The organism is Mariprofundus sp. KV, assembly GCF_013387475.1.
Classification (GTDB): domain Bacteria; phylum Pseudomonadota; class Zetaproteobacteria; order Mariprofundales; family Mariprofundaceae; genus Mariprofundus.
Genome location: NZ_VWNB01000014.1, coordinates 23,927 through 45,394, shown reverse-complemented (window position 1 = coordinate 45,394; position 21,468 = coordinate 23,927). Strand labels below are relative to the sequence as shown.

Here is a 21,468-nt window from a genome sequence, read left to right as displayed (position 1 = left end):
TTGCGCGATGAACCTAAAAAAAAGAGGGCTATATCAGCCCTCTTGATGTAACGGATACGTTGTAAAAACAGGTTCAACCATCCCTGTTCCTGCTTCTGGAGCGAATCGTTTCACGATGTCGGCGATAAACATACTTCTGAATAGAGTCCTCCTCTTCATCACAGCGATAATAGAACTGGACACCAATCCAGATGCGCTTGCCATCTCTGGACTCCACCCTTCGCACAGTCCCCAGCAACTCCAGTGTAGAGGGAGGGAACGAGGGCAGCATCAACGTGATTTTTGTCTTATCGCCGGGAGCATATTGATTGGAGGTAACAAAGCTCACGCCGGTCACACTCAGATTCACAGCCCGCTCCTCCAGCTCACTATGACTGGCATCATTGAGCACATTGACACCGATCAGATAGTTGAGCTTGGCATCAAGTGACTCCAACATACTGGCAACATCAGGATTCATGCCCTCATGGGCTTCGCCACTGAACAGATCACGGCCACCGACCATCTCCTGCAGCATACTACTCTGGCGCGACTTAATCCCCACCTTGGTCTTATTAATCTCGAAAGCTTCCTGCGTCATTTTTTCGTCGCTAATAGGAATCATGTCGTTAACACGAAAATCCTGTCTGCCATGATCTTTTTGCGCTTTAGCCATAGTTACGAACCTCAGTTTTAACAGATATCAGGGCCGACAGAGGCATAACACCCTCAATGTTCTGCTGCCCCTCTGCCTGTGTACTCACCACCCCGCGCTCAATCGCGGCAAGGGCTACCTTCACAATCTCCGGATCAAATTGCGTGCCAGAACCGGCCTTCAGCTGCTCGACACAGAAAGAGAGTGGTCTTGCCATTCGATAAACGCGATGTGTGGTCATTGCATCGATGGCATCGGCAACACAGACAATACGCGCCTCAAGAGGAATATCCTCACCGGCCAGCCTGTCAGGATAACCGAGCCCGTCATACCGCTCATGATGATGACGCAGCATCAACCGCTCCCTGATCATGGTATCCATGTTTTTCAGGATATTGTCACCAATCGCCGGATGCGCCTTCATGATAGCAAACTCATTCTCGGTATAGCGATCCGGCTTGAGCAGCACCGCATCAGGAATGCCGCACTTGCCAATATCATGCAGCAGACCACCTGTGCGAATCAGATCAACGCGGTCCTGATCCAACCCCATATCCTCGGCCAGAATGGCCGATAGCGACCCTACCCGTCCTGAGTGATCCCGGGTGTAACGATCTCGCGCTTCCAGTGAGCGTACGAGGGCAATCAATGTTTCGCGCATGTTATCGGCGAGCGCCGCATGCACCGCACGATTATCCAGCAGCGTATCGAGCTCCTTGACCAGCAGCCCCAGCATCTGACGGGTCTCGCTCTTCAGTGGCTCACTTGATGCCGGATCAAGCAGGCAGAGCACTCCCATCGAAACACCCTGCAGACGAACAGGAATGGCAACATGATGAGGCTCATCCACTCCCGGCCAGCAGATACCCGGAGCATCAGGAAAGGATTGAATAAGCTCTTCTTCACCGGCAACCAGCGGCTGAAAGGAGGTCTCATCAAGCGTACAGGATGGTGCAACCTCTCCCATACCCTGGGAAGAGACCATGACAAGCTTGTGATGACTGCGCTCAAAAAAGGCAAGATAGCCGCCCTTGGCATGTACCACCTCAACAGCAAGATTCAAAGCACTTGAGCAGACAGACGAGACATCGTGCTGAGCGGGAATCTCATCGAACATTCGATAGACGAGGCCGAGGCGGCGATCCATCTCAAACATTTCAGGAAGCAGTCGATCAGAAGAGCGCTGCTGGCGTTTAGGTTTGTCTGCCGAGGCAACCGCATGCTCTTCATCTTTGCTGAGCATCTTCTCCAGACAATCAAGCAGCACATCAGGAGCAAAGGGTTTGGCCAGCACATGCTCAATACCCAACTGCAGAGCCTGAGCCATTCTGGCTGAGGTTAAAAAGCCACTCATCAGAATGGTAGGAGGCATCTTCACTCCACCCTCTTTGAGTGAAGCAATCATTTCCAGCGCATTGCCATCACCAAGACTCATATCAGTGATCAGGCCGTTCCACTCTTCTGAAGCCAGAACAGCTCTCGCCTCTTCAAGGCTACCGACCTGCGCAACCCTTACCTCCTGACTTAATTCGCCGGCAATTTCAGCAACCACCTCGCGAACAGCAGGCTGATCCTCAATAATAAGAAGGTTCAGCATCAGTAATTTCCCGTTGAACTTCGGCCGTAAGCCTTGGCCACCGCATGCCCGGAAGGGTACGCAGCCTCTGCAGCGGTGCTGCCCCCCCCCGTGAGCTCATTCCAACTGCGCAGCAGTTGCTGATAACGGGAAGCGTTGTCGAGTCGAACCCTGATTTCAGGAAGTTGAAAAGGTTTGCTTACAAAGTCATAGGCCCCCTGCTCAACAGCATGCAGGGCATTTTCGATGCCGGAGTAGCCGGTCATCAGGATCACAAGTGTGTCACTGAGTTCATCATGGACAACATGACGAAGAAGGGTCAAACCATCGGCGCCAGGCATCACAATGTCGGTAAGCACAAGATCGAATCGATCCTGACCCAATGCCTCCAGAGCCGTATCACCCCGACGGTGTACAGTTACATCATAATTCGCTTCGAGCAGATACTCTTCTAATAGCGAAGCCAAAGCCTCATCGTCTTCGGCCAGCAACAACCTGGGGCGTTTCACACTTACCCTCCAAACTTATCATTCGAACGATAAAGGTTTAGCAAGTGTGATTCCAATGCTTTTTCTCCGAGCCTAGCCGGAAGCTCGGATTTTACCGAGTCAGATTGAGAGGGGCGCGCATCGACAGAGAGACTGACATGGTCAGAGGCTGGTTTTGTGGCTTCCTGAGATCGATCAGGAGCAGAGGAGGGTCTGGCATTCTGCTGAAGAAGCCTGTGAATTAAGCCATCTACGGGCTGAACACTCATAGCCATGTGGTCTCACCTCCTCTGCTGCACACCATCTGCAGACAGAATTACTATACATCAGTACATATCGGAGAATATATTCTCAACTTTAACAATCCATAAACGTCAAAATTAAATCACCTTCTGCCACCCTCGCATTCCACATAAGATTCAAGGCCCTTTATCTTATAATTCAATGATTTATGAGTATTTCTTCACAACATCATAATGAAAACAATGGAATTTTGACTATCCATAAAGAGAAACAGGCCCTGCCTCCCTATTTACACGCAGAGAATGCTTGCTTTTACCGAACGCCCCGTCATTATTTTGACTTTGATCAATGCTGGCGACGCAACAAGGGGAGCAAAATACTGTGAAACAATCTGCATTTATCCTGCTGGTTGAAGATAATGATGACTTCAGATGCATTCTGCAGGAGGCGCTGGAAGCGGCGGGCTACCATGTAACCGCGGCAGCCAATGCCACCCGCGCACAGGAAGCAATGTCTATTGGCAAATTTGATCTGACTATCCTCGACGTGCGCCTTCCCGATGGCAACGGCATTGAACTGATGCGTGAATTCCGCCAATCCGATCCTGACATGGGCATCATTATCATGACCGGCTACGCCGAAGTCGACACAGCTGTCGACGCTGTCCGGCTTGGAGCCAATGATTTTCTCAAGAAACCCTTCGATATTGATGAGATGCTGGTGCGCATCGGCGAACTGATGAAAACCAGACAATTGAAAAAAGACAACCTCTCCCTGCGCGAACAGATTCGTACCCAAAGCGGCAAAGAGGGGTTGATTGGCCACTGCGAGTCGATTCGCAAACTTCAGGAGACCATTAAGCTGCTGGCCAACTCTGACAGCACTGTCCTCATTAGCGGTGAGTCCGGCTGTGGCAAGGAGGTACTGGCCAAGGCGCTGCATAAATCAGGCTCCCGCTCCGGCAAACCCATGGTCTCCATCAACTGCGGAGCCATCCCTGAGGAACTTCTTGAATCCGAGCTGTTCGGTCACGTGAAAGGGGCATTCACAGGCGCCATTCGTGCCCGGCCGGGACGCTTTGAGATCGCCAATGGCGGCACCATCTTCCTTGATGAAATTGGTGACATGAGCCCGAAACTTCAGGTCAAACTCCTGCGTGTCCTCCAGGAGCGCTGTTTTGAACCGGTCGGTAGCCAGCAGAGCATTCATGTTGATGTGCGTGTCATCGCCGCTACCCATCGTGATCTTGAAGAAGAGATTATGGCCGGACGCTTCAGAGAGGATCTCTACTACAGACTTAATGTCATTCCTCTTTATCTGGCTCCGCTAAAGGATCGTGGCGATGATATTCTGCTGCTTGCCAACCACTTTATATCGCACTTTAACAAAGAGAAAGGATCAGCCATCACCGGTTTTTCAGATGAAGCCAAACGCTCCATGCTCTCCTACAACTGGCCAGGCAATGTTCGCGAACTGCAAAACCTTATCGAACGGGTCACCACACTGAAACGTGACGGCATTGTTGGAGTTGAAGACCTCCCCTCGCGTATGATCAGCGACAAAGAACGCGTGCTGCAGAGTTTCCAGATGGATGTAACATCTGCAGAGCAGATCGACCTGAAGGCCACTGTGGATGAATTTGAAAGTCACCTGATCCTGTCGGCGCTGAAACGCTTCAACTGGAACAAAAACCGTGCCGCCAATTTTTTGGCTATGAATCGCACAACCCTGGTTGAAAAAATCAAAAAGAAGGGACTGCAGCCTGCTGAAAACTAAGCAGCCCTGACTGCTCGCGTGACAACAGTCAGAAATCCCCTTAAATGCAATCCGGTCGCACCGGCGACAGCAGACATCAGGGCAATCCAAATGTCTGATTACATGGTTCTTTTCATATTAAAACAGCGCAATATAAGGCCCTTGCCGTCTTCGGCATGAATCTTGCGATAACGCAACATGTTCCGCGCTATCATCATCGTCACTGCACTCATTCTCGCCCTGCCGTCTGCCAGCTACGCGCTGGAGAGTGAGCGGACACGTACCGTTCGCATTTTTCTGAATAACGGCAATCCCGAACAAGCCGTGCGAACGGCCGAAAAGGTGCTTAAGGCCCAAAAGGTCACGCGCGACGAGCGACAGGAGATCTTAAACCTGATTGCCGAAGCAGAGATTATGCGTGCCACACATAAACATTTTGAAAACATCTCTCTGGCAGTTCAGGCCATTGAGGCATCGCTGAAAGAGTTTCCTGAAAACCCCCAAGCCGCCGAACTGCGTTGGCAAAAGGCATGGTTGCGCTGGAAGGCGGGGGATCACAAAAAGGCAGTGACAGCAGCACGTGAAATCATCACCAAAGATCAACAACCGCAAAATCTGCGCCGGGCCTGGCTGCTGATGGCCCGAATCCACATTGAACAAGAGCAGTTTGCCTACGCTCGCAGCGACCTGCTTCAATACAGCCTGCAAATCGGCAGTGACAGCTATCGGCAAGCCATAGGCATGGCCTGGATGGCTATTGTCGATCAAGGGGAGAAGCGCCCTGAGGTCGCCTACAAGAGCCTGCTGGCAGTGCATAAAAACTGGCAGGAGATCATCACCAGCGAGCCGATTCTCTATGCCAACTTTATCCAGCTAATGCATAACAATGAAGACAAGCAGACGCTTGCGCTCTCAGAGGATTTTATCCATCGCTATATCAATAGTGTGCAGGCTCCGATTGTACGCCTTATTCATGCCGATATCATTGCTGATAACAATAAAACAGCGGCAGCTATTAAAGAGTACGGCATTCTGTCCGCCAGTCAGGCTGAAACCACCATCGGACGCAAGGCGTTTATCCGCAAACTGATGCTGGAATTCAAAGATGAGACCGAGAAAGAGAAGCTTCTTCCCGCCATGGTATCACTGAAAAAAATTGCCGACTCCAATCAGCTCTCCCTCATTGAAGATGAAGCGATGCTTGGGCTTGCACAATTCTGGGCACGCATTGAGAAGGCCTCTTTGGCCACAGAAAAAGAGAGCGCTGAAGAACGCGCCGAATCGCCTGCCCTGCACGCCTACGCCAGGGCCGCCACATCAGTGGATCGCCGCATTGCCCAACGCGCCCACAAAGAGGGTGCCATATGGCTGCAGGACAGCCTTAACACCATGCTCAAGCAGGAGCAGTGGCTGAAAGCAGTGACGATCTGGAAGCAGTACCCCCAGCTTCGCCCCAGCGCCAGACTGTCGCAGGAGCTTCGCCTTGGCATCGGCCATGCCATGCGCCTGCTGATGCTCTTTGATGGCGCAGAGAAACTGCTCAGTGAACTATACAAAAGCAATAAAGCCAGCATTCGCGGCCAGCGCGTTATGGTTGAGCTCTCCAAGCTGTGGATGGACCGTCAGGATTCCGATGGCGTAGAAAAGGTGATGCGCTGGCTCAATCGCAACGAGTATACCATTTACCGTCCGGAAATTCTGGCTGTAGTAGCACGCATGCAGATGAACCAGAAGCAGGCGCAGGCGGCGCGTCAGACACTCAATGCAGTGCGTGCCTCCGACCTTGCCCTCGAATCCCGCGCCAACTTCTGGCGTACCAGTGCAGAAGTCTCTGCGGCGCTTGGCCACTGGCACAGTGAAGCCAAAGCCTGGGAGAGCTATCGCCTGAGTCAGGGGGCAGACCAACGCATGGGACTACTCAATCAGGCCAGAAGTCTGTTTACTGCCCGTGAGTACGGACAGGCACGCAAACTCTACATGGAGGTAGCCGAGAAGGATCGTGACGCCGCATGGGAATACTATGTTGGCGTTTGTCAGGTCCGCACCGGTGAAATTCAGCAGGGCGAGCAGCGCCTGCAGGCACTGGCACAGAGAAAAGATGCCGGAACCTATGCGGCATTGGCCAAGCTGGCACTGGCAGATCAGCAGGCAGGCCAGCTATTGGGGGAAAAACAATGAGCCTTTCCAATGTAGCACTGGTCGGATTTCCTCAGCACGAAGAGGCAGAGCTGCGTGTACAACTGGGCAGACTGCTGCCGCAAACCGCCATCGAATCAATTCCCAGCCAGACCCATGAGTATCTCTGCGACAACGACGCGCTTGTATTTATCTGGGACACGGTCACCTCCCCTTCGATTGTCCGGCGCCTGTTTGAACACAACCCACAGGCCAATCTGGTTATTCTCACCAACAACGGTCAGGCCGACCGCGCCGCCGACCTGATGCACATGGGCATCATCGATTACCGCCTGATACCTCTGCCTGACGATATTCTCGAAATATACATTCGCAAAAGCGGCCACCAGAGCGCGCTGGCTCAACAGGCCAGTGAACAGCAGCGCCCGGCCCGCATGAAGCAGCAGGATATCTTTGTCACTGAAGATGTTGAGACTCGTCGCCTGCTTGATCGTGTGGCACTGGTAGCGCCAAGCTGCGCATCCGTACTGGTGATTGGCGAGTCGGGAACCGGCAAAGAGCGCCTGTCGCGTTACGTGCACGCCTGCTCCAACCGGCGCGAGAATAATTTCATCGCCATTAACTGTGCAGCTATTCCGGAAGGGGTGCTTGAAGCTGAACTGTTCGGCCATGAGAAGGGAGCCTTTACAGGCGCCACCTCAGCCCGCCCCGGCAAATTTGAGCTGGCCCATGAAGGCACCCTGTTACTGGATGAGATCACTGAGATGCCGGTTCACCTGCAGGCCAAGCTGCTACGTGTTCTGCAGGAGGGTGAAGTCGACAGACTCGGTGGCAGCAAACCTGTTAAAATCGATGTGCGGGTTATTGCCACCAGCAACAGGGACATCACCCAGGCAGTTCAAAATGGTGATTTCCGACAGGATCTCTACTACCGACTGAATGTGGTTACCATCCAGCTGCCGCCACTGAGAGAGCGTAAAGGTGATATCTATCCACTGGCCAACCACTTTCTTGATCGTTTCAGCGCCATGTACCGCAAACCGGCACCAAAACTGACAGGGCCAACGGTTCATCATCTCACCTCCCACCCCTGGCCCGGCAATGCACGCGAACTTGAAAACTGTATGCATCGTGCCTTCCTGATGGCCGAGGGGGATACCATTCACCCTGAACACCTCTTCCTCGACCCTGCTCCTGCAAACATGGGTGCAAATACAGAGCACGGCGAGAGTGCGATGCAGGCGGGAGTCACCATCCGCGATATGGAGCGCACACTGATCGAGAAGACGCTTGTACATGTGCAGGGCAACCGCACCGAAGCCGCCCAGCTGCTTGGTATCAGCATCCGAACGCTACGCAATAAGCTACAGGGCTATGAGTCTGGCATGTCACTTGCTGGGTAGTTTTTGCCTGTGATAAATATTTGGCGGCCAGGGCAAGAGGAGGTGTAAGTCATGATTGATATGTTAGGCGAAGGATTTCAGCGCATTGAATCCTCTCTGATCGCCAGAGAGAAGGCCCAGGGCGTCACCTCTAGCAACATTGCCAATGCCGACACACCAAACTACAGGGTAGACAACCGCTCGTTTGCCGATTTCCTTGCTGAGAGACAGCAGCATAAAGGGGCAGGCAAACCTGTCGCCACCCATGCAGGCCACATCAGCGACAGCGGTAGCGGCCATTTAAGCAGCAGCTCGGTTTTCGATTACAGCCCGGCCCGCAGAATGGATGGCAACACTGTTGATGTTCAGAAAGAGATGGCACGCATGAGTGAAAACCAGTTGATGCATGAGCTCTCCATGCGTCTGGCCAAAGGACGCATCAGCGGTCTGCTCAACGCCATCAAGGAGGGTAATCGCTAATGGCCAATGACCTTTTATCCTCCATGCATATCAGTGCCGCAGGCATGAGCGCCCAGCGCTCGCGCATGGATATTGTGGCGGAGAATATCGCCAATGCTGAATCAACCCGCACACCTGATGGCGGCCCCTACCGGCGCAGACAGGTTGTCTTTCAGGCTACCCCTGCATCACAGTCATTCTCGACTGTATTTAACAGCAGCTTTGCAAAAGATCGTCATCAGTCGGTAAAAGCATCGCATGTGGCGCAGGATCCCACCCCGTTCCGTGAGGTGTTTGACCCCTCACACCCTGATGCCGATGCCAAAGGTGTCGTGCGCATGCCGAATGTGAATCCGGTGGAAGAGATGGTGGATATGAACTCAGCGGCAAGAAGTTTTGAAGCCAACGTAACAACCATGGAGGCATCCAAGCGGATGTTTCTTAAATCACTCGAATTGCTGAAATAGGAGATTGTCATGAGTATTCAAGGCATTGGACCCACAACAGGCCTTACCGGCAGCAACAGCCTGCAGGTCGGCGACAAATCCACATCCGGCAAAGCGGAAAATTTCGGTGAAATGCTCAAAGCCTACACGGAGCAGATGAACCATGACAAAAAAGCTGCGGCCAGCGCATCGGTAGCACTGGCAACAGGTGAAAGCGTCAACACCTCTGAGACCCTCATGGCTATCCAGAAGGCTGATCTCTCATTTCAGATGATGCTTGGCGTGCGCAATAAACTGGTGGATGCATACCGTGAAATCATCCGCATGCAGGTATAGAGGATTTAAACCATGGCTGACTCACTGATGCCACAGACACCGATGAACATGGCAAACACCCCCATTGATGCCGCCTCGCATGAGGCCGGCGCAGCAGCGCAGGGTGCCACCATCCAGGTTCCACAGGTGCTGGCCAAATACAGAAAAATTCTGCTCTTTGCCGCAGCAAGCCTGATGCTGACCGGTTTTCTTGGCCTTGTTCTCTGGTCATCTGAAAAACCATACAGGGCTATTTATGCCGGCATGGCGGAAAAAGATGCCGCCTCAGTGGTTGAAATGCTTCAGAAAGAGCACATCCCCTACCGTTTGGAGGGCGGTGGCACCGTCATGGTTCCAGAGGATCAGGTTTATCAGGTTCGTCTGAACCTGGCGGGTCAGGGTGTTACCCCGACGGGTAAAACCGGCTTTGAAATTTTCGATCAAAGCAATGAGTTCGGTCTTAGTGATTTCACCCGCAAAATCAACCTTCAACGTGCCCTGCAGGGTGAGCTTGCGCGCACCATTGAGGTGATGCCACAGGTCAGCGCAGCACGCGTGCATCTGGTGCTGCCTAAAGAGTCAGCATTTGCAGATCGTGACCGCAAAGCTACCGCCTCGGTTATGCTGCAGCTCTCCGGTGGCCAGCGGCTGCCCAAGCGATCTGTTATTGCCATTCAGAATCTGGTTGCCGCCAGTGTTCCTGAGATGGATCAGAGTGATGTCACCGTTGTCGATGCATCAGGTTCACTCCTCTCCGCCAACGAAAAAGAGGCACCGATGAGCGAGGGTCAAACCCTGCAGGAGTATCAGGGCAAACTTGAACAGCGCATGGAAGAGCGACTGACCGGCATGCTTGAGCAGATTGTCGGTGTAAGTCAGGCCGTGGTTCGTGTCTCAGCCGATATCAACCGCGAATTTATTGAACAGAAGAACACCCGTTACAACCCGGATGAACAGGTACTGCGCAGCCGTAAGAGCATTTCAGAGAACCGCCAGTCCAATGAGGGGGCTGCCCTGGGCGTTCCCGGCCTGGCCTCCAATACCCCCGGCGCCAACCCCGCTACCGGTGTGGCTGCAGCACAACCCAGTGACAGCGCCAGCCGCAATGAGGATGTGAATAACTACGAAATCAGCACCATCAACGAGCATCGCATTGTACCCTTCGGCAGCATCAACAAACTCTCTGTCGCTGTTATTGTCGGCGGCGCAAGCCAGAGCGGAGAAAATGGTGAGGCGAGCTTCACGCCACGTAGCAAAGAGGAGCTGGCCAGTATTCAGGCGTTGGTTGAACGCGCCATGGGCTACAATGAAGATCGTGGTGATTCTGTTGATGTGCAGAGCATGCCGCTGATGGATATCTCCAGCGTTGCCGATAGTGAGGCGCTTGCCTCTTCCGAAAACAGAGTCTTCTATATGCAGATTGTACGCTACAGCCTTGCCGGCCTGGCACTTCTGCTGCTCGGTTGGTTTGTACTCAGACCTCTGGCAAAACGCATTCAGGAATCAGCAGATCAGCAGCAGACTGCCAAGAAAAGGCCTGAAGGCGTACTTGGACAGCATGAGTTATCAGGCGAGGCCTATGCGCGACTGGCCAACATGGAGCAGGTCAGACAGAGCGTGGTGACTGAGCCTGATCGTGCCAATAAAGTCCTGCGCGAATGGGTGGATCCGGTATGAAGGGAAAAACTCAGCTAAGCGGCGAAGATAAAGCGGCTATTCTTCTGTTCGCCCTCGGGCCGGAAGCATCCGCACCGCTTGTACAGCACATGGATGATAAAACACTCAGCCGCCTGGGCCGAAGAATGGCGGAACTGGGCAAGATTGACACCGAAGTGCTTGATGCTGTGACCAAGGAGTATCTGGAGCTGCACCGCTCAGAAGATCCGCTCATGCGCTCCTCCCAGAAAGATGTTGTTTCGCTCTTTCGTTATGCCATTGAGCACGAGCGGGCCGACCGTCTTCTCAATGAGCTCTCAGCCCCCAAATCACTGAACATTTGGGAAAAGCTGTCGCGCCTGAAACCCGATATGATCGCCTCCTATATCAAGGATGAACATCCTCAGACGATCGCCCTGATTCTCGGTAACATCGACTCATCCGTCGCCAGTCGCGTTATTGCACTGCTGCCGGAGGAGATGCAGCTATCGGTAGTGATGCGCATGTCCAAGATCGAAAGTGTGCCCAGAGAACTGGTTAAAGATATTGAGGAGACACTTGAGAAAGAGCTGGCTGATATGCAGGGAGACTCCGGCATCAGCTTTGACGGTATGATCAGCGTGGTGGATATTCTCAAAGGGCTGGAGAAAGAGGTGGCACGTCCGATTCTCGACCAGCTGCGCGACAAGGATGAAGATCTGTTTACGCAGGTGGATCGCATGCTGCTTGTCTTTGAAGATCTGAAGGATCTCTCTGATCGTGATATCCAGACCATCCTCAAACATATCTCCTCTGATGATCTGGTCAAAGCACTCAAGGGTGCCTCAGATGAGATTGGTGAGCGCTTCTTTGCCAACATGTCACAACGCGCGGCAGAGATTATGCGCGAAGACATGGAGGTAATGGGGCCGATGAAACTCTCGGATGTAGAGGAGGCTCAGCAGGGCGTACTCAAGGTAATCCGTAAACTTGATGATGATGGCGCTATCGCACTCAGTACATCCGATGACATGGTCTGATGCAGATGAACACAATCAACCCGCTCTCTTTCCGGGAAGAGATTAATCCGAACGTTACTGATAAGGGGGCTTTCCCCTACAGAACAGTAGCCGATACCGCCAGACCGGAACCGCTACAGCCTGCCGCTGGCGTGGATCGCATGAAACAGCTGGAGCAGATGCTGCAGGAGGCCCAGGGAAGGGCTGAAGTGATCGAAAAAGAGGCCTATGACAACGCCTACCTTGCCGGAGAAAAGGCAGGCATGGCACTGGGGCAGAAGCGGGCTGAACAGCTTCTTGAGTCGATTCAGGACACACTCAACGGTGCTGAGAAATCAATTGATGAGATCAAGCTGGCCTTTGCCGAAACTGCGCTTGATATTGCCCGCCATATAGCCGAGAGGATTGTCGCTGAAACACTGGAAACCGACAGCTCAAAGCTCTGGAAGATCGCAGAACAGGCCGCCTCCCATCTTCCCGACACCAGCGATCTCCGAATCGCTATTGCGCCCGGTGATTATGCCGTATTCAAACGTCTGCTCGATGAGAGCCCGTTGATGGCCACGCTTATCAGTGATGAGTCTGTGCAACCGGCCTCTTGCCGTGTCATCTCCATTCAGCAGGACATCCTGATTGATCCTGCCGCTGCCGTAGCCAACTATATGGATCAGCTGCGTCCTGAACTGCTCACCGAAACTGTCGTTGCACCGGAAAGCGCCGATGGACCCCAAGCCTAAAACCTCCCTACCACTCTGGGATAAAAAGCAGCGGGAAAAGATTCTCTCCGAGCAGCAGTGTCACAACATTTTCCCGATGCGCGGCAAGGTCTACAAGGTGCTTGGCCCGATGCTTGAGGCAACGGGACTTAAATCAAGTATCGGCCATGTCTGTGAGATCAACTGCGCTACCGGCCACTCGATCGAAGCTGAAGTGGTCGGGTTTCGTGCCGAATATACCCTGTTGATGCCGGTCGGCCGCACTGTCGGCATTGCCCCCGGTGATCCGATTCGCCCTCTCTCAGGGCTTCCCAGCATTCGTGTTGGCAACCATCTTCTCGGTCGCGTACTTGACGGCATGGGCAAACCAATGGATAACAAGCCACTGCCGGCCACAGGCCGAGTACGCAACATTCAGGGCATCAAACTCAACCCCTTTGATCGTCATATCATTGACAGGCCTATGCAGCTTGGGGTCAAGGCGATGGATGCCTGCCTGCCGATGGGCTGGGGCCAACGCATGGGGCTGTTTGCCGGCGCAGGTATCGGCAAAAGTTCACTGATGGGCATGCTGGCCAGAAATTCGGATGCCGAAATCAATGTTATCGCCCTGATTGGTGAGCGCAGCAGGGAGGTACGGGAGTTTCTCGATGTCTCTCTCGGTGCTGAAGCGCTGCAAAACAGCGTTGTCGTGGTGGTTACCTCAGACATGCCACCGGTACTAAGAGTCAGGGCAGCCTATATTGCCACCACTATTGCCGAATCATTCCGTGAAGATGGCAAGGATGTGCTGCTGATGGTGGATAGCCTGACCCGCATTGCCCAGGCGCAGCGCGAGATCGGCCTGATGCTGGGTGAGCCACCGGCCAGCAAAGGCTATACACCGTCATGCTTTTCTATCATGGCTGAACTGCTGGAGCGCTCAGGTCCGGGCGTCAAAAAAGGCGATATCAGTGCTTTTTACACAGTGCTGATTGAGGGCGATGATCTGCAGGCGGATCCGGTTGCTGATGCCGCCATGGCCATTCTTGACGGCCATGTCATTCTTGATCGCAAGCTGGCGGAACAGGGTCACTTCCCCGCCATCAATGTCTTAAGAAGTGTCAGCCGCCTGGATAACCAGCTGCTGAGCAGTGTTCAAATGAAGGCAGTGCGTGCTTTCCGTAAAAAGATGTCCCAGTACGAGCATATGGAGGATATGATCTCTATCGGTGCTTATGAGTCTGGAACCAATCCTGAACTCGATCAGGTGATCGCCGTAATCCCTGAAGTTCGCAAATTTTTACAGCAGGAACTCAACTCTTCTAGCCGTCGTGAAGAATCGGCACAGGGATTGCTACAGTTGGTTAGTAGCATGACCAGTGAGGAGAGCCTGAATGAAACTAGAAACGTCAAAGCTTTTAACGCGGCTCAGCGAGCAAGAGCGCAATAAGGTTGAAACGCAACTGGCTGAACTCAATGGTCGCAAACATCTACTTGAGCAGCAGTACCTGAATTCAGAAGAACATTTCAAGCAGTTGAACCAGCAGCGTGATCAGGCCATGCGCAAACGCCACTCAGCATCTCTGCTGCAGGCCTTTGATACCGCCTTTCGTGAACAGCAGAACACGCTCACCTCAATTAAGGCAGGCATCCGGGCAATGGAAGTGGAGAAGAGGGATATTTTCGAGCGGCTGGCCAAGGCTCAGCGCACCCACTACACCTACGACAGCATGCATCAGAAAGAGGTAAAAAAACAGAACAGGAAGGACGACCTGAAAGCTCAGCGTCAGATGGATGATATGGTTGCATCCAGAAGATCCTCCTCATCGGTGTAAGATCATGACTTCCCATAAACTATCTATTCGAATCTTTATCGTTATCGGCATCCTTCTCGGCGGCAAGCTTGCTTTAACGCTGTGGCCTGCCACCTCAACAACCGAGGCCGCCATATACACAGCAACTGCGACCAACACGGTTGCTGCCCCTGAACTGCCCGCCGGTGAACCCGAAGCTCAAGCGCAACCAACGATTGATCAGTCACTGGCCATGCTTGAGGCCTATATCATCCCTCAGGCCGAAGCTGCAGCACCGGCTCAGGCCGCCACAGCCTCCGCCGCTTCCCGCCATGATGATGAGACGCTCTCCGAGCTGAGATCCTACAAAGAGAATCTGGACAAGCGCGCCAAACAACTCGATGACCGGGAGAAGTCGCTCAGTGAGGCTGAAGAGCAGGTACAGCGACGCATCAGCGAGCTTGAACAGCTTGAGACCAGCATCAAACAGCGCCTTAATGATGAGAAGAACATCAAGAGCAAAAAGGTGAAACGACTAACTGCTGTGTTTGAGGGCATGAAACCTGAAAAGGCTGCGCCGGTCATCGCCAAGATGGAACTTGCCGATGTTATCAAGGTGTTTCTGCTGATGGATGAGAAGAAGGTAGGTAAAATCCTCTCGTTTATGCCGGCGGATAAAGCGGTGGTGATCAGTCAGGCGCTGACCCGCCAGATCAGCACAGTTAAATGATACACGCGACACATGCCGATTTGGCACTGATCTCATCTACCCACAACGCACAACAGTGAGCCTGAACCATGCAGCATAACAATATGAACTCCGTCTTCAGCGACCGTCCGCTTTTCTATCATCACATGGAGTGGATTCTGATGCATCCACGTTTCGGCTTCCTGATGATGGGACTGATCGCCCTCTCGTTCACGCACAATCAAATTCTGGCTGCAGTTCTTTTTATCTTCTTTATCGGCGAACTCTCGATGCGCCTTGCCATCATGATCAACAAGCGTCACACCAATCCCTATCGCTCCTCTCTGAATCAAAAAATTGACGCGCTCTTTCTGGTTCTCGATGTCATCGGCATCCTCTCCCTGCTGATCACCGTATTTGATATCCCCATAGATGCCGAGAACGCTGCTGCAGCACGCCTGATCCGAGCCTTCTACCTGCTGCGCACACTGCGCATGTTCCGCTACCTGGATCTGCAGAGTGCGATGTATTCACCCACCTACGGCATGCTGATCTCACTGATTATTCTGCTCTCCTTCTTTGCCGAAGACACGCTGATGTGGATCATCATTATCTTCTTCTCTGTCGAGCTGGCGATTCGCCTGCTGATTATGCGACACATGAACTATGAATCACGAAAAGACAAAATGGCAGAGTGGGCCTACTGGTGGGTCGATACCATCGCCACGATTGTCATGATACCTGCCTTTGCTTTTATCCCATATGGTGGCGCCCTGCGAATGTTGCGACTGGTTCGTCTGCTGCGCCCCTGGATGGTGATCATCAGGAACCTCAAAGAGGTGATGCGCGAAGGTCAGTTCATGCAGGAGATCAATCTGATTGTCCTGCTGCTGGCGGTACTCTCCATCGGCGGTGGAGTCATCGGCCACTACACCTTCGCCAATTTCGACTACAGTCAGGATGGCGTCGTCAACGCACAGGATCAGGGCATGTTTGCGCCCATCTGGTTCGCCTTCCGCATGTTCACTGACCCTGGCAATACCGTGGTCTACCCCGAGGCGACCTCGATCGCCATCTTCTCGGTACTGGCTGTAATTGTCGGCGTATTCATCTTCGCCTTCTTCATCGGTATCGGTGCCCACATCGTCTCAGGTCTGATGGCCAAACTGCGCAACGAGCGGCTGAACATCACCAATCACATGGTGATGCTGGGCTGGTCCAAAGTTGCACCGTTTATCGTGGAACAGCTGAAAGTCGTCTCCGAGCGCAGCTTCTCTAAACTAAAGCTGGTTATTCTGAATGACTCAGAAAAAATGCCTGAGTCACTTATTGAACACAACTGGGTCTCCTACCGCTGGGGCGAAGTGGAAGAGATGAAGTCACTGCAGCGTATCAATCTGGGTCACGCCAGACAGGCAGTGATCAATCTCCCCGATGGCCATACCGGCGCAGATGATCTGGCCCATGCCACCTACTCACTGATTGCTGTGCGCAGGGTCAACCCTGAGATCTATGTCAATATCGCAACACCGGGCATGGCAACTCCACACCTCGATTCGCATCAACATATGCTGCAGATAGGTTGGGACACAACCGATTTCTACAACAAGCCGACGGTTGTACTCTCACAGGCCGACGTGCGTGCCAACCTGTTTAAAAACATTCTCGTCTACAAAGATTTCGATCAGGTGATGGAACGCCTGATGATCCCCGAACGCACCGAGGACTCCTCACTGCAGATCTCCGAATGGGGCGGCACACTGCAACGCGAAAACGGCAGAATCTGCCTTAGCCTGCCCAACAGCACACAATCCATGCCGCTGGATGATCTGGCTGCCCTGCTGCTGATGCGTGGTGTTACGCTGGTTGCTATCGCTGATGAGAGCGGGCGGGCACATCCGATCTACAAAGCAGAATCATTTGAACTGCCGATGCATATCCCATCTATTCTGGGTGTCGCTATTGGCCCGAATGCTCTCTATTCCGAGACACTGTTTGCCATTAAGCGTCTGCATGACAGGCCCTGCCCGAAACTCGAATCTCCCACCCTGGGTCTTGAGCCTGTTAAAGTAAAAAAAGAGCTCAAGCTGCTTATTACCGGCTGGGTAGGCAGCCTGCCTCTGCTGCTCAAACGCCTTCTCGATGATTTTGAGACCATTCAAGTTACCCTGATTGATGATATGAGCAAAGAGGAGTGCGCCGACCAGCTGGAGTACCTGCGTCGTCGCACAGGCACAGCTGAAGGTGGTGAAGATCGCATCACCGTTGAGCTGGTGCGCTGGAACTATGCCGATATGAATTTCCTGCGGCCGTATGTGAAAGAGGCCGATAAAATACTGCTCTCACGTGCTCCGCACCTGAAGGCCCACCCCTATGCCAGTATTGCCACAGTGCTCTCGCATCTGGTCACTATTGTGAACGAGCTGTGCGTCCACCCTGATATCTATCCTGTACTTGAGAACCGTGCTCAGGCTCTGCTGCTGCAGCAGGAGTTGGAACGCTTTAAACTGACGCATGAGATTCATATCACCGTACCCAACGCCTTTTACGGCACCTATGTGGCACATACGAGCTACCATATGTATCGCTCGGAAAATCCTGAGGCCTATCAACTGCAGCGTACCCTGCGCCATACCATTGATGATATGATGGGTGATGTTGGTGATATCGATGAGATGGATATCCAGATACTGAATGTAACCGCCCCGCTTCCGGAAGATGCTGAAGCGCTGTTTGCCGAGCTGCTGGCCAAAGGTTATGTCTGGATCGGTTATCGTCTGAAAGAGAGTTTTGTCTGGAATGACCCGCTGCAGAACACCATTCGCAAGCTTTTCCCGCGTGAAGAGGACTACTCCTGCCTGCGTCAGCACCAGATCATTCTCAATCCATTCGGCAATCCGGTCTCCCGCTACTCTTGGACCGAGTACAAGCACAACATCGCTGAACTGATTCTCATTGGTGAGCATCAGGATGATTAACTGACGCTACCATCTTGCCCAACCCGTGGCCGCCAGTTGCAAAACTCGCGGCCACTTTTTTAGGTTCTTCGCGGAAGTCCGGGAAAACAGTCTTAGTAAATCAAAACTGGAGGCGTATCCTCTCCTGCTATAATGGTAGATTTATCTGTTCATTTCTTTTCCAGAAAAGAAACGAACCAAAGAAAGCTGCCCGGCAATCTGCTTCTCCCTGCGTATTTATCGTTCAATGGGGCGAAACTATTTTCGCCTCTTTCCATTGAACAATAAATACTCCGGCGCATCTTGGAGCGGGATTAAAAGCCAACTCAATCTTGCGGCTGGAACAGTGTCGTTTGATCCCCCGTTAGCAGGCTGCCGAGACAAATATTCAAAATCGGAGAAGAGCGGCGGAGCCGTGGCCGATTTTTAATATGCAGGATCGGGAACCCGAAGGGCTGGCTGGTTCCGGGGTGTGGCTTTCTTTCGTTCTTTCTTTGCCATCAAAGAAAGGACAAGTGAATATATATATTCACTTACATTGCCTTTGGTTTGATTGAAGCAACTCAGTTCCTATGAGGATCATTCCCGTAATTGCGCGATGAACCCTTTTTTATTCACTCACTACCTATCAACGCTAACTGAAGCACTTCATCGGATGTCGACTTACGACCAGTCTCGGATGATTATATTTTCGATGCTCATGAGATAGAATCACAAGAATTACTGCCTTGGGATGAACATCCCGAATGTGCTGTTTGATCAACTTTTGAAGCTGGAAAAGATTGCCGCCACTGCGAAACCATATGGAAACTTTTTCCAGCAACAGGCAAACATTGCCCAGACAAAACTTCCACTTTACCTATAAACAGTTGTTTTTAAACGGTTTTCTATATGGCCCAAAAAATGCTCAATGGTTGGCATGATCGAACAAATAAATGGAACCGGCCTATCCGGCATCTTAGGTAAATCAGGGAAGTCGGCAAAAGGTGGCCTCTTCGCCAAACTCATGGCTATGCTGGATAAGCAGGGTCAGGGCAAAGGCAAAGGGCTGTTTACTGCCACGGAACCAGACGCGCTGGCACTCAAGAAAGGTAAGTTCGTAGCGAAAGTGGCCGAACAGGATCCTCTCACTAAAAAGAAAGCAACCGAAAATGGCACAGCTGTAGCCACTGTTCTGTTTGCAGGTGAAAAAGTCGAAGCTGCAACGAAACCTGTTAAAGGTGAAAAAGCAACGTTCATCATCGGCAATCCTGAAGCCATGAATCAGAGGAAAAAAGGCGAGCAGTCACAGTTCACCATCGGCAAGCCTGATACAACTGTTCAGCCGGGCAAGGGTGAGAAAGCCGAGTTCACTATCGGCAAGCCTGAGACCGCTACGCAGCTGGTCAAAGGTGAGAAAGCCGAATTGACTATCGGCAAGCCTGAGACCGCTACGCAGCTGGTCAAGGGTGAGAAAGCCGAATTGACTATCGGCAAGCCTGAGACCGCTACGCAGCTGGTCAAAGGTGAGAAAGCCGAATTGACTATCGGCAAGCCTGAGACCGCTACGCAACTGGTCAAGGGTGAGAAAGCCGAATTGACTATCGGCAAGCCTGAGACCGCTACGCAGCTGGTCAAAGGTGAGAAAGCCGAGTCCACTATCGCCAAGACTGAGACATCGGCTCAGCTGACAAAAGACCTGAATCCGGCGGAAGCGGCAGCTTCAGGTTTAGTGAAAGAGGGTCAGCGATCTGCTCAGAAAGCGGCAACAACGGCTGCGGCAAACCATGATGCAAAAACCATCGCCGCCAATACCGCAACCCACCTGGACGTTGAAGTCAAAGAGACAGGCTTAGGTAAAACCAGCAATGGCGCAGCATTTGCTGCCGCTGTTCAAAACCACCTGCAGGGCAAAAACGCGCATGGACAGCCTCAGCAGAGTGCGGTTCAGGCCAGTGCAGCCGCGACAGTGGTTCAGAACACCATCGCTGAAGCCTCTACACCTGATGCCGGAAGCCAGTCATCAGACAAGGGCGCACAGGATGGCCGTGCTATGTCAGCCATGAGTGGCGACAGCCGTTCCGGTGCAACCGCTTCAGCCGGTAACACTCAGTTTCAGAGTTACCTGACCAGCAAAGCCGCCCCGGTGATGAGCGTGTTTGACAGCATGAATCATATCGCCCACTCCGCCAGCAATGGTCAGACCAAACTGGAGATCCAGCTTGACCCTGCGCATCTTGGCAAGATTCAGATCACCCTGCAGACCGATGCCAGCAAACAGCTACAGGTGCATATGGTTGTCGATCAGGGCACAACCCGCGCCGCCATTGATCAGCAACTGCCGGTCTTGAGAGCCGCCCTTGCACAGCAGGGATTTGATCTCTCCGGCTTCTCCATGGGCTCACAGAGCCAGGAGAGTGGATTTGGCTCCGACAGTAGCGGCTCAGGAAGCGCTTTTGCTAAATCGGATGAAACAGGAAGCAAAGAGACCCAGACAGCCCAATCGATGCAGCAGCCCGTTCGCACTGCAGAGAGCGGTCTGAGCATCCGGGTTTAGGAGGATACTATGGCTTTAACAGCAACAGATGCCTCGACCATCAACACCAACGCATACAAGGCTCCTGCCTCTAACAGCGACATCGGCCAGAAAGATATTTTCCTTAAACTGCTGGTGGCGCAGATGAAGTTCCAGGATCCCATGAAGCCTCAGGATGCAACAGCCATGTCTCAGCAGCTGGCGCAGTTCAATATGGTTGAGCAGCAGACCACGACCAATAAGCTGCTTGAGCAGCTGGTTGGAGCAGGTGGCACCGGTGGCAAAGGTGTAGGCGGCAGCGCTGATGGTGCCAGCTATCTGGGCCATACCGTGACCATGAACCAGAGTTTCATCGAGTTCAATGGCACATCCCAGAACTTCAATGTCCAGATGGACGCCAACGCCCCGGATGGGCTGGTATTCATCTACGATGCGGATGGAAATCCGGTTCGCACCATGCAGGGCAGCCTCAATGCCGGCGCCAACCCTCTGGTATGGGATGGACTGACCGATTCAGGCGCAACTGCACCTCAGGGTACATATCTTATTGGTGTGAGCGCACTTGATCTTAACGGCAATGAGGTTACTGCCACGGTTCAGCGCACAGGTGTTGTTGAAGCGGTTCGCTTCAGCGCTTCAGGTACTTCACTGGTCGTAAACGGTGTTCCGGTTTCGATCACAGACATTTCAGAACTCCGCATCTGAGCGGAATAAAAATAAGATTTAAAG

Annotated in this window: 18 protein-coding genes; 15 read left to right on the top strand and 3 right to left on the bottom strand. The window is 52.7% G+C overall.

The window, feature by feature from the left end:
- Positions 1–73: 73 nt before the first annotated feature.
- The 3 genes from F3F93_RS11340 to F3F93_RS11330 are packed head-to-tail and all read right to left on the bottom strand — an operon-like array spanning position 74 to position 2,719.
- Complete coding sequence (locus F3F93_RS11340) at positions 74–655, bottom strand: PilZ domain-containing protein (protein ID WP_176959301.1); 582 nt, start codon at positions 653–655, stop codon at positions 74–76.
- Complete coding sequence (locus F3F93_RS11335) at positions 648–2,231, bottom strand: HD domain-containing phosphohydrolase (RefSeq protein WP_176959300.1); 1,584 nt, start codon at positions 2,229–2,231, stop codon at positions 648–650. The genes F3F93_RS11340 and F3F93_RS11335 overlap by 8 nt, the downstream gene beginning before the upstream one ends.
- Entirely contained in the window at positions 2,231–2,719 is a 489-nt protein-coding gene (locus F3F93_RS11330) for a response regulator (protein WP_347239252.1), read from the bottom strand. The genes F3F93_RS11335 and F3F93_RS11330 overlap by 1 nt, the downstream gene beginning before the upstream one ends.
- A 603-nt stretch (positions 2,720–3,322) precedes the next feature.
- Between F3F93_RS11330 and F3F93_RS11325 the strand changes: the two genes are divergently transcribed.
- From F3F93_RS11325 to F3F93_RS11255, 15 genes are all read left to right on the top strand, one after another.
- Positions 3,323–4,717, top strand: a complete 1,395-nt coding sequence (locus F3F93_RS11325) for a sigma 54-interacting transcriptional regulator (protein WP_176959299.1) — start codon at positions 3,323–3,325, stop codon at positions 4,715–4,717.
- Between the two features lie 177 nt (positions 4,718–4,894).
- Positions 4,895–6,874, top strand: coding sequence for a tetratricopeptide repeat protein (locus tag F3F93_RS11320; RefSeq protein ID WP_176959298.1), 1,980 nt, complete (start codon positions 4,895–4,897; stop codon positions 6,872–6,874).
- A complete protein-coding gene (locus tag F3F93_RS11315) occupies positions 6,871–8,235 on the top strand; it encodes a sigma-54 dependent transcriptional regulator (protein ID WP_176959297.1) in 1,365 nt (454 codons plus the stop codon). The genes F3F93_RS11320 and F3F93_RS11315 overlap by 4 nt, the downstream gene beginning before the upstream one ends.
- A gap of 51 nt (positions 8,236–8,286) precedes the next feature.
- Positions 8,287–8,694, top strand: a complete 408-nt coding sequence (gene flgB / locus F3F93_RS11310; protein ID WP_194335052.1) for a flagellar basal body rod protein FlgB — start codon at positions 8,287–8,289, stop codon at positions 8,692–8,694.
- Positions 8,694–9,140, top strand: coding sequence for a flagellar basal body rod protein FlgC (gene flgC, locus F3F93_RS11305; RefSeq protein WP_176959296.1), 447 nt, complete (start codon positions 8,694–8,696; stop codon positions 9,138–9,140). The genes flgB and flgC overlap by 1 nt, the downstream gene beginning before the upstream one ends.
- Positions 9,141–9,149: 9 nt before the next feature.
- Entirely contained in the window at positions 9,150–9,455 is a 306-nt protein-coding gene (fliE, locus tag F3F93_RS11300) for a flagellar hook-basal body complex protein FliE (RefSeq protein ID WP_176959295.1), read from the top strand.
- 12 nt (positions 9,456–9,467) lie between these two features.
- On the top strand, positions 9,468–11,111 hold the full coding sequence (gene fliF, locus F3F93_RS11295) for a flagellar basal-body MS-ring/collar protein FliF (protein ID WP_176959294.1): 1,644 nt from the start codon (positions 9,468–9,470) through the stop codon (positions 11,109–11,111).
- Positions 11,108–12,109 (top strand): flagellar motor switch protein FliG, encoded by a 1,002-nt coding sequence (gene fliG, locus F3F93_RS11290; protein ID WP_176959293.1) that lies wholly within the window; start codon positions 11,108–11,110, stop codon positions 12,107–12,109. The genes fliF and fliG overlap by 4 nt, the downstream gene beginning before the upstream one ends.
- A gap of 5 nt (positions 12,110–12,114) precedes the next feature.
- Positions 12,115–12,825, top strand: a complete 711-nt coding sequence (locus F3F93_RS11285) for a FliH/SctL family protein (protein ID WP_176959292.1) — start codon at positions 12,115–12,117, stop codon at positions 12,823–12,825.
- Positions 12,809–14,236 (top strand): FliI/YscN family ATPase, encoded by a 1,428-nt coding sequence (locus tag F3F93_RS11280; protein WP_176959291.1) that lies wholly within the window; start codon positions 12,809–12,811, stop codon positions 14,234–14,236. Before F3F93_RS11285 ends, F3F93_RS11280 begins: the two co-directional genes overlap by 17 nt.
- Positions 14,181–14,621 (top strand): hypothetical protein, encoded by a 441-nt coding sequence (locus F3F93_RS11275; protein ID WP_176959290.1) that lies wholly within the window; start codon positions 14,181–14,183, stop codon positions 14,619–14,621. The genes F3F93_RS11280 and F3F93_RS11275 overlap by 56 nt, the downstream gene beginning before the upstream one ends.
- A 4-nt stretch (positions 14,622–14,625) precedes the next feature.
- Positions 14,626–15,309 carry a hypothetical protein gene (locus F3F93_RS11270; RefSeq protein ID WP_176959289.1) on the top strand — a complete coding sequence of 228 codons (684 nt, stop codon included), beginning with the start codon at positions 14,626–14,628 and terminating at the stop codon, positions 15,307–15,309.
- Between the two features lie 83 nt (positions 15,310–15,392).
- On the top strand, positions 15,393–18,245 hold the full coding sequence (locus F3F93_RS11265; protein WP_176959288.1) for an ion transporter: 2,853 nt from the start codon (positions 15,393–15,395) through the stop codon (positions 18,243–18,245).
- A gap of 898 nt (positions 18,246–19,143) precedes the next feature.
- Positions 19,144–20,760, top strand: a complete 1,617-nt coding sequence (locus tag F3F93_RS11260; protein WP_176959287.1) for a flagellar hook-length control protein FliK — start codon at positions 19,144–19,146, stop codon at positions 20,758–20,760.
- A gap of 9 nt (positions 20,761–20,769) precedes the next feature.
- Positions 20,770–21,444 (top strand): flagellar hook capping FlgD N-terminal domain-containing protein, encoded by a 675-nt coding sequence (locus F3F93_RS11255; protein WP_176959286.1) that lies wholly within the window; start codon positions 20,770–20,772, stop codon positions 21,442–21,444.
- The last annotated feature ends 24 nt before the right edge of the window (positions 21,445–21,468 follow it).

Excerpts from the sequence above, each read along its gene's own strand:
- fliG (WP_176959293.1), top strand. The coding sequence starts at position 11,108 with ATGAAGGGAAAAACTCAGCTAAGCGGCGAAGATAAAGCGGCTATTCTT.
- F3F93_RS11270 (WP_176959289.1), top strand. The coding sequence starts at position 14,626 with ATGACTTCCCATAAACTATCTATTCGAATCTTTATCGTTATCGGCATC.
- F3F93_RS11335 (WP_176959300.1), bottom strand. The coding sequence starts at position 2,231 with ATGCTGAACCTTCTTATTATTGAGGATCAGCCTGCTGTTCGCGAGGTG.
- F3F93_RS11275 (WP_176959290.1), top strand. The coding sequence starts at position 14,181 with ATGAAACTAGAAACGTCAAAGCTTTTAACGCGGCTCAGCGAGCAAGAG.
- fliF (WP_176959294.1), top strand. The coding sequence starts at position 9,468 with ATGGCTGACTCACTGATGCCACAGACACCGATGAACATGGCAAACACC.
- F3F93_RS11265 (WP_176959288.1), top strand. The coding sequence starts at position 15,393 with ATGAACTCCGTCTTCAGCGACCGTCCGCTTTTCTATCATCACATGGAG.
- F3F93_RS11255 (WP_176959286.1), top strand. The coding sequence starts at position 20,770 with ATGGCTTTAACAGCAACAGATGCCTCGACCATCAACACCAACGCATAC.
- F3F93_RS11315 (WP_176959297.1), top strand. The coding sequence starts at position 6,871 with ATGAGCCTTTCCAATGTAGCACTGGTCGGATTTCCTCAGCACGAAGAG.
- flgB (WP_194335052.1), top strand. The coding sequence starts at position 8,287 with ATGATTGATATGTTAGGCGAAGGATTTCAGCGCATTGAATCCTCTCTG.
- F3F93_RS11260 (WP_176959287.1), top strand. The coding sequence starts at position 19,144 with ATGATCGAACAAATAAATGGAACCGGCCTATCCGGCATCTTAGGTAAA.
- F3F93_RS11320 (WP_176959298.1), top strand. The coding sequence starts at position 4,895 with ATGTTCCGCGCTATCATCATCGTCACTGCACTCATTCTCGCCCTGCCG.
- flgC (WP_176959296.1), top strand. The coding sequence starts at position 8,694 with ATGGCCAATGACCTTTTATCCTCCATGCATATCAGTGCCGCAGGCATG.
- fliE (WP_176959295.1), top strand. The coding sequence starts at position 9,150 with ATGAGTATTCAAGGCATTGGACCCACAACAGGCCTTACCGGCAGCAAC.
- F3F93_RS11285 (WP_176959292.1), top strand. The coding sequence starts at position 12,115 with ATGAACACAATCAACCCGCTCTCTTTCCGGGAAGAGATTAATCCGAAC.
- F3F93_RS11340 (WP_176959301.1), bottom strand. The coding sequence starts at position 655 with ATGGCTAAAGCGCAAAAAGATCATGGCAGACAGGATTTTCGTGTTAAC.
- F3F93_RS11280 (WP_176959291.1), top strand. The coding sequence starts at position 12,809 with ATGGACCCCAAGCCTAAAACCTCCCTACCACTCTGGGATAAAAAGCAG.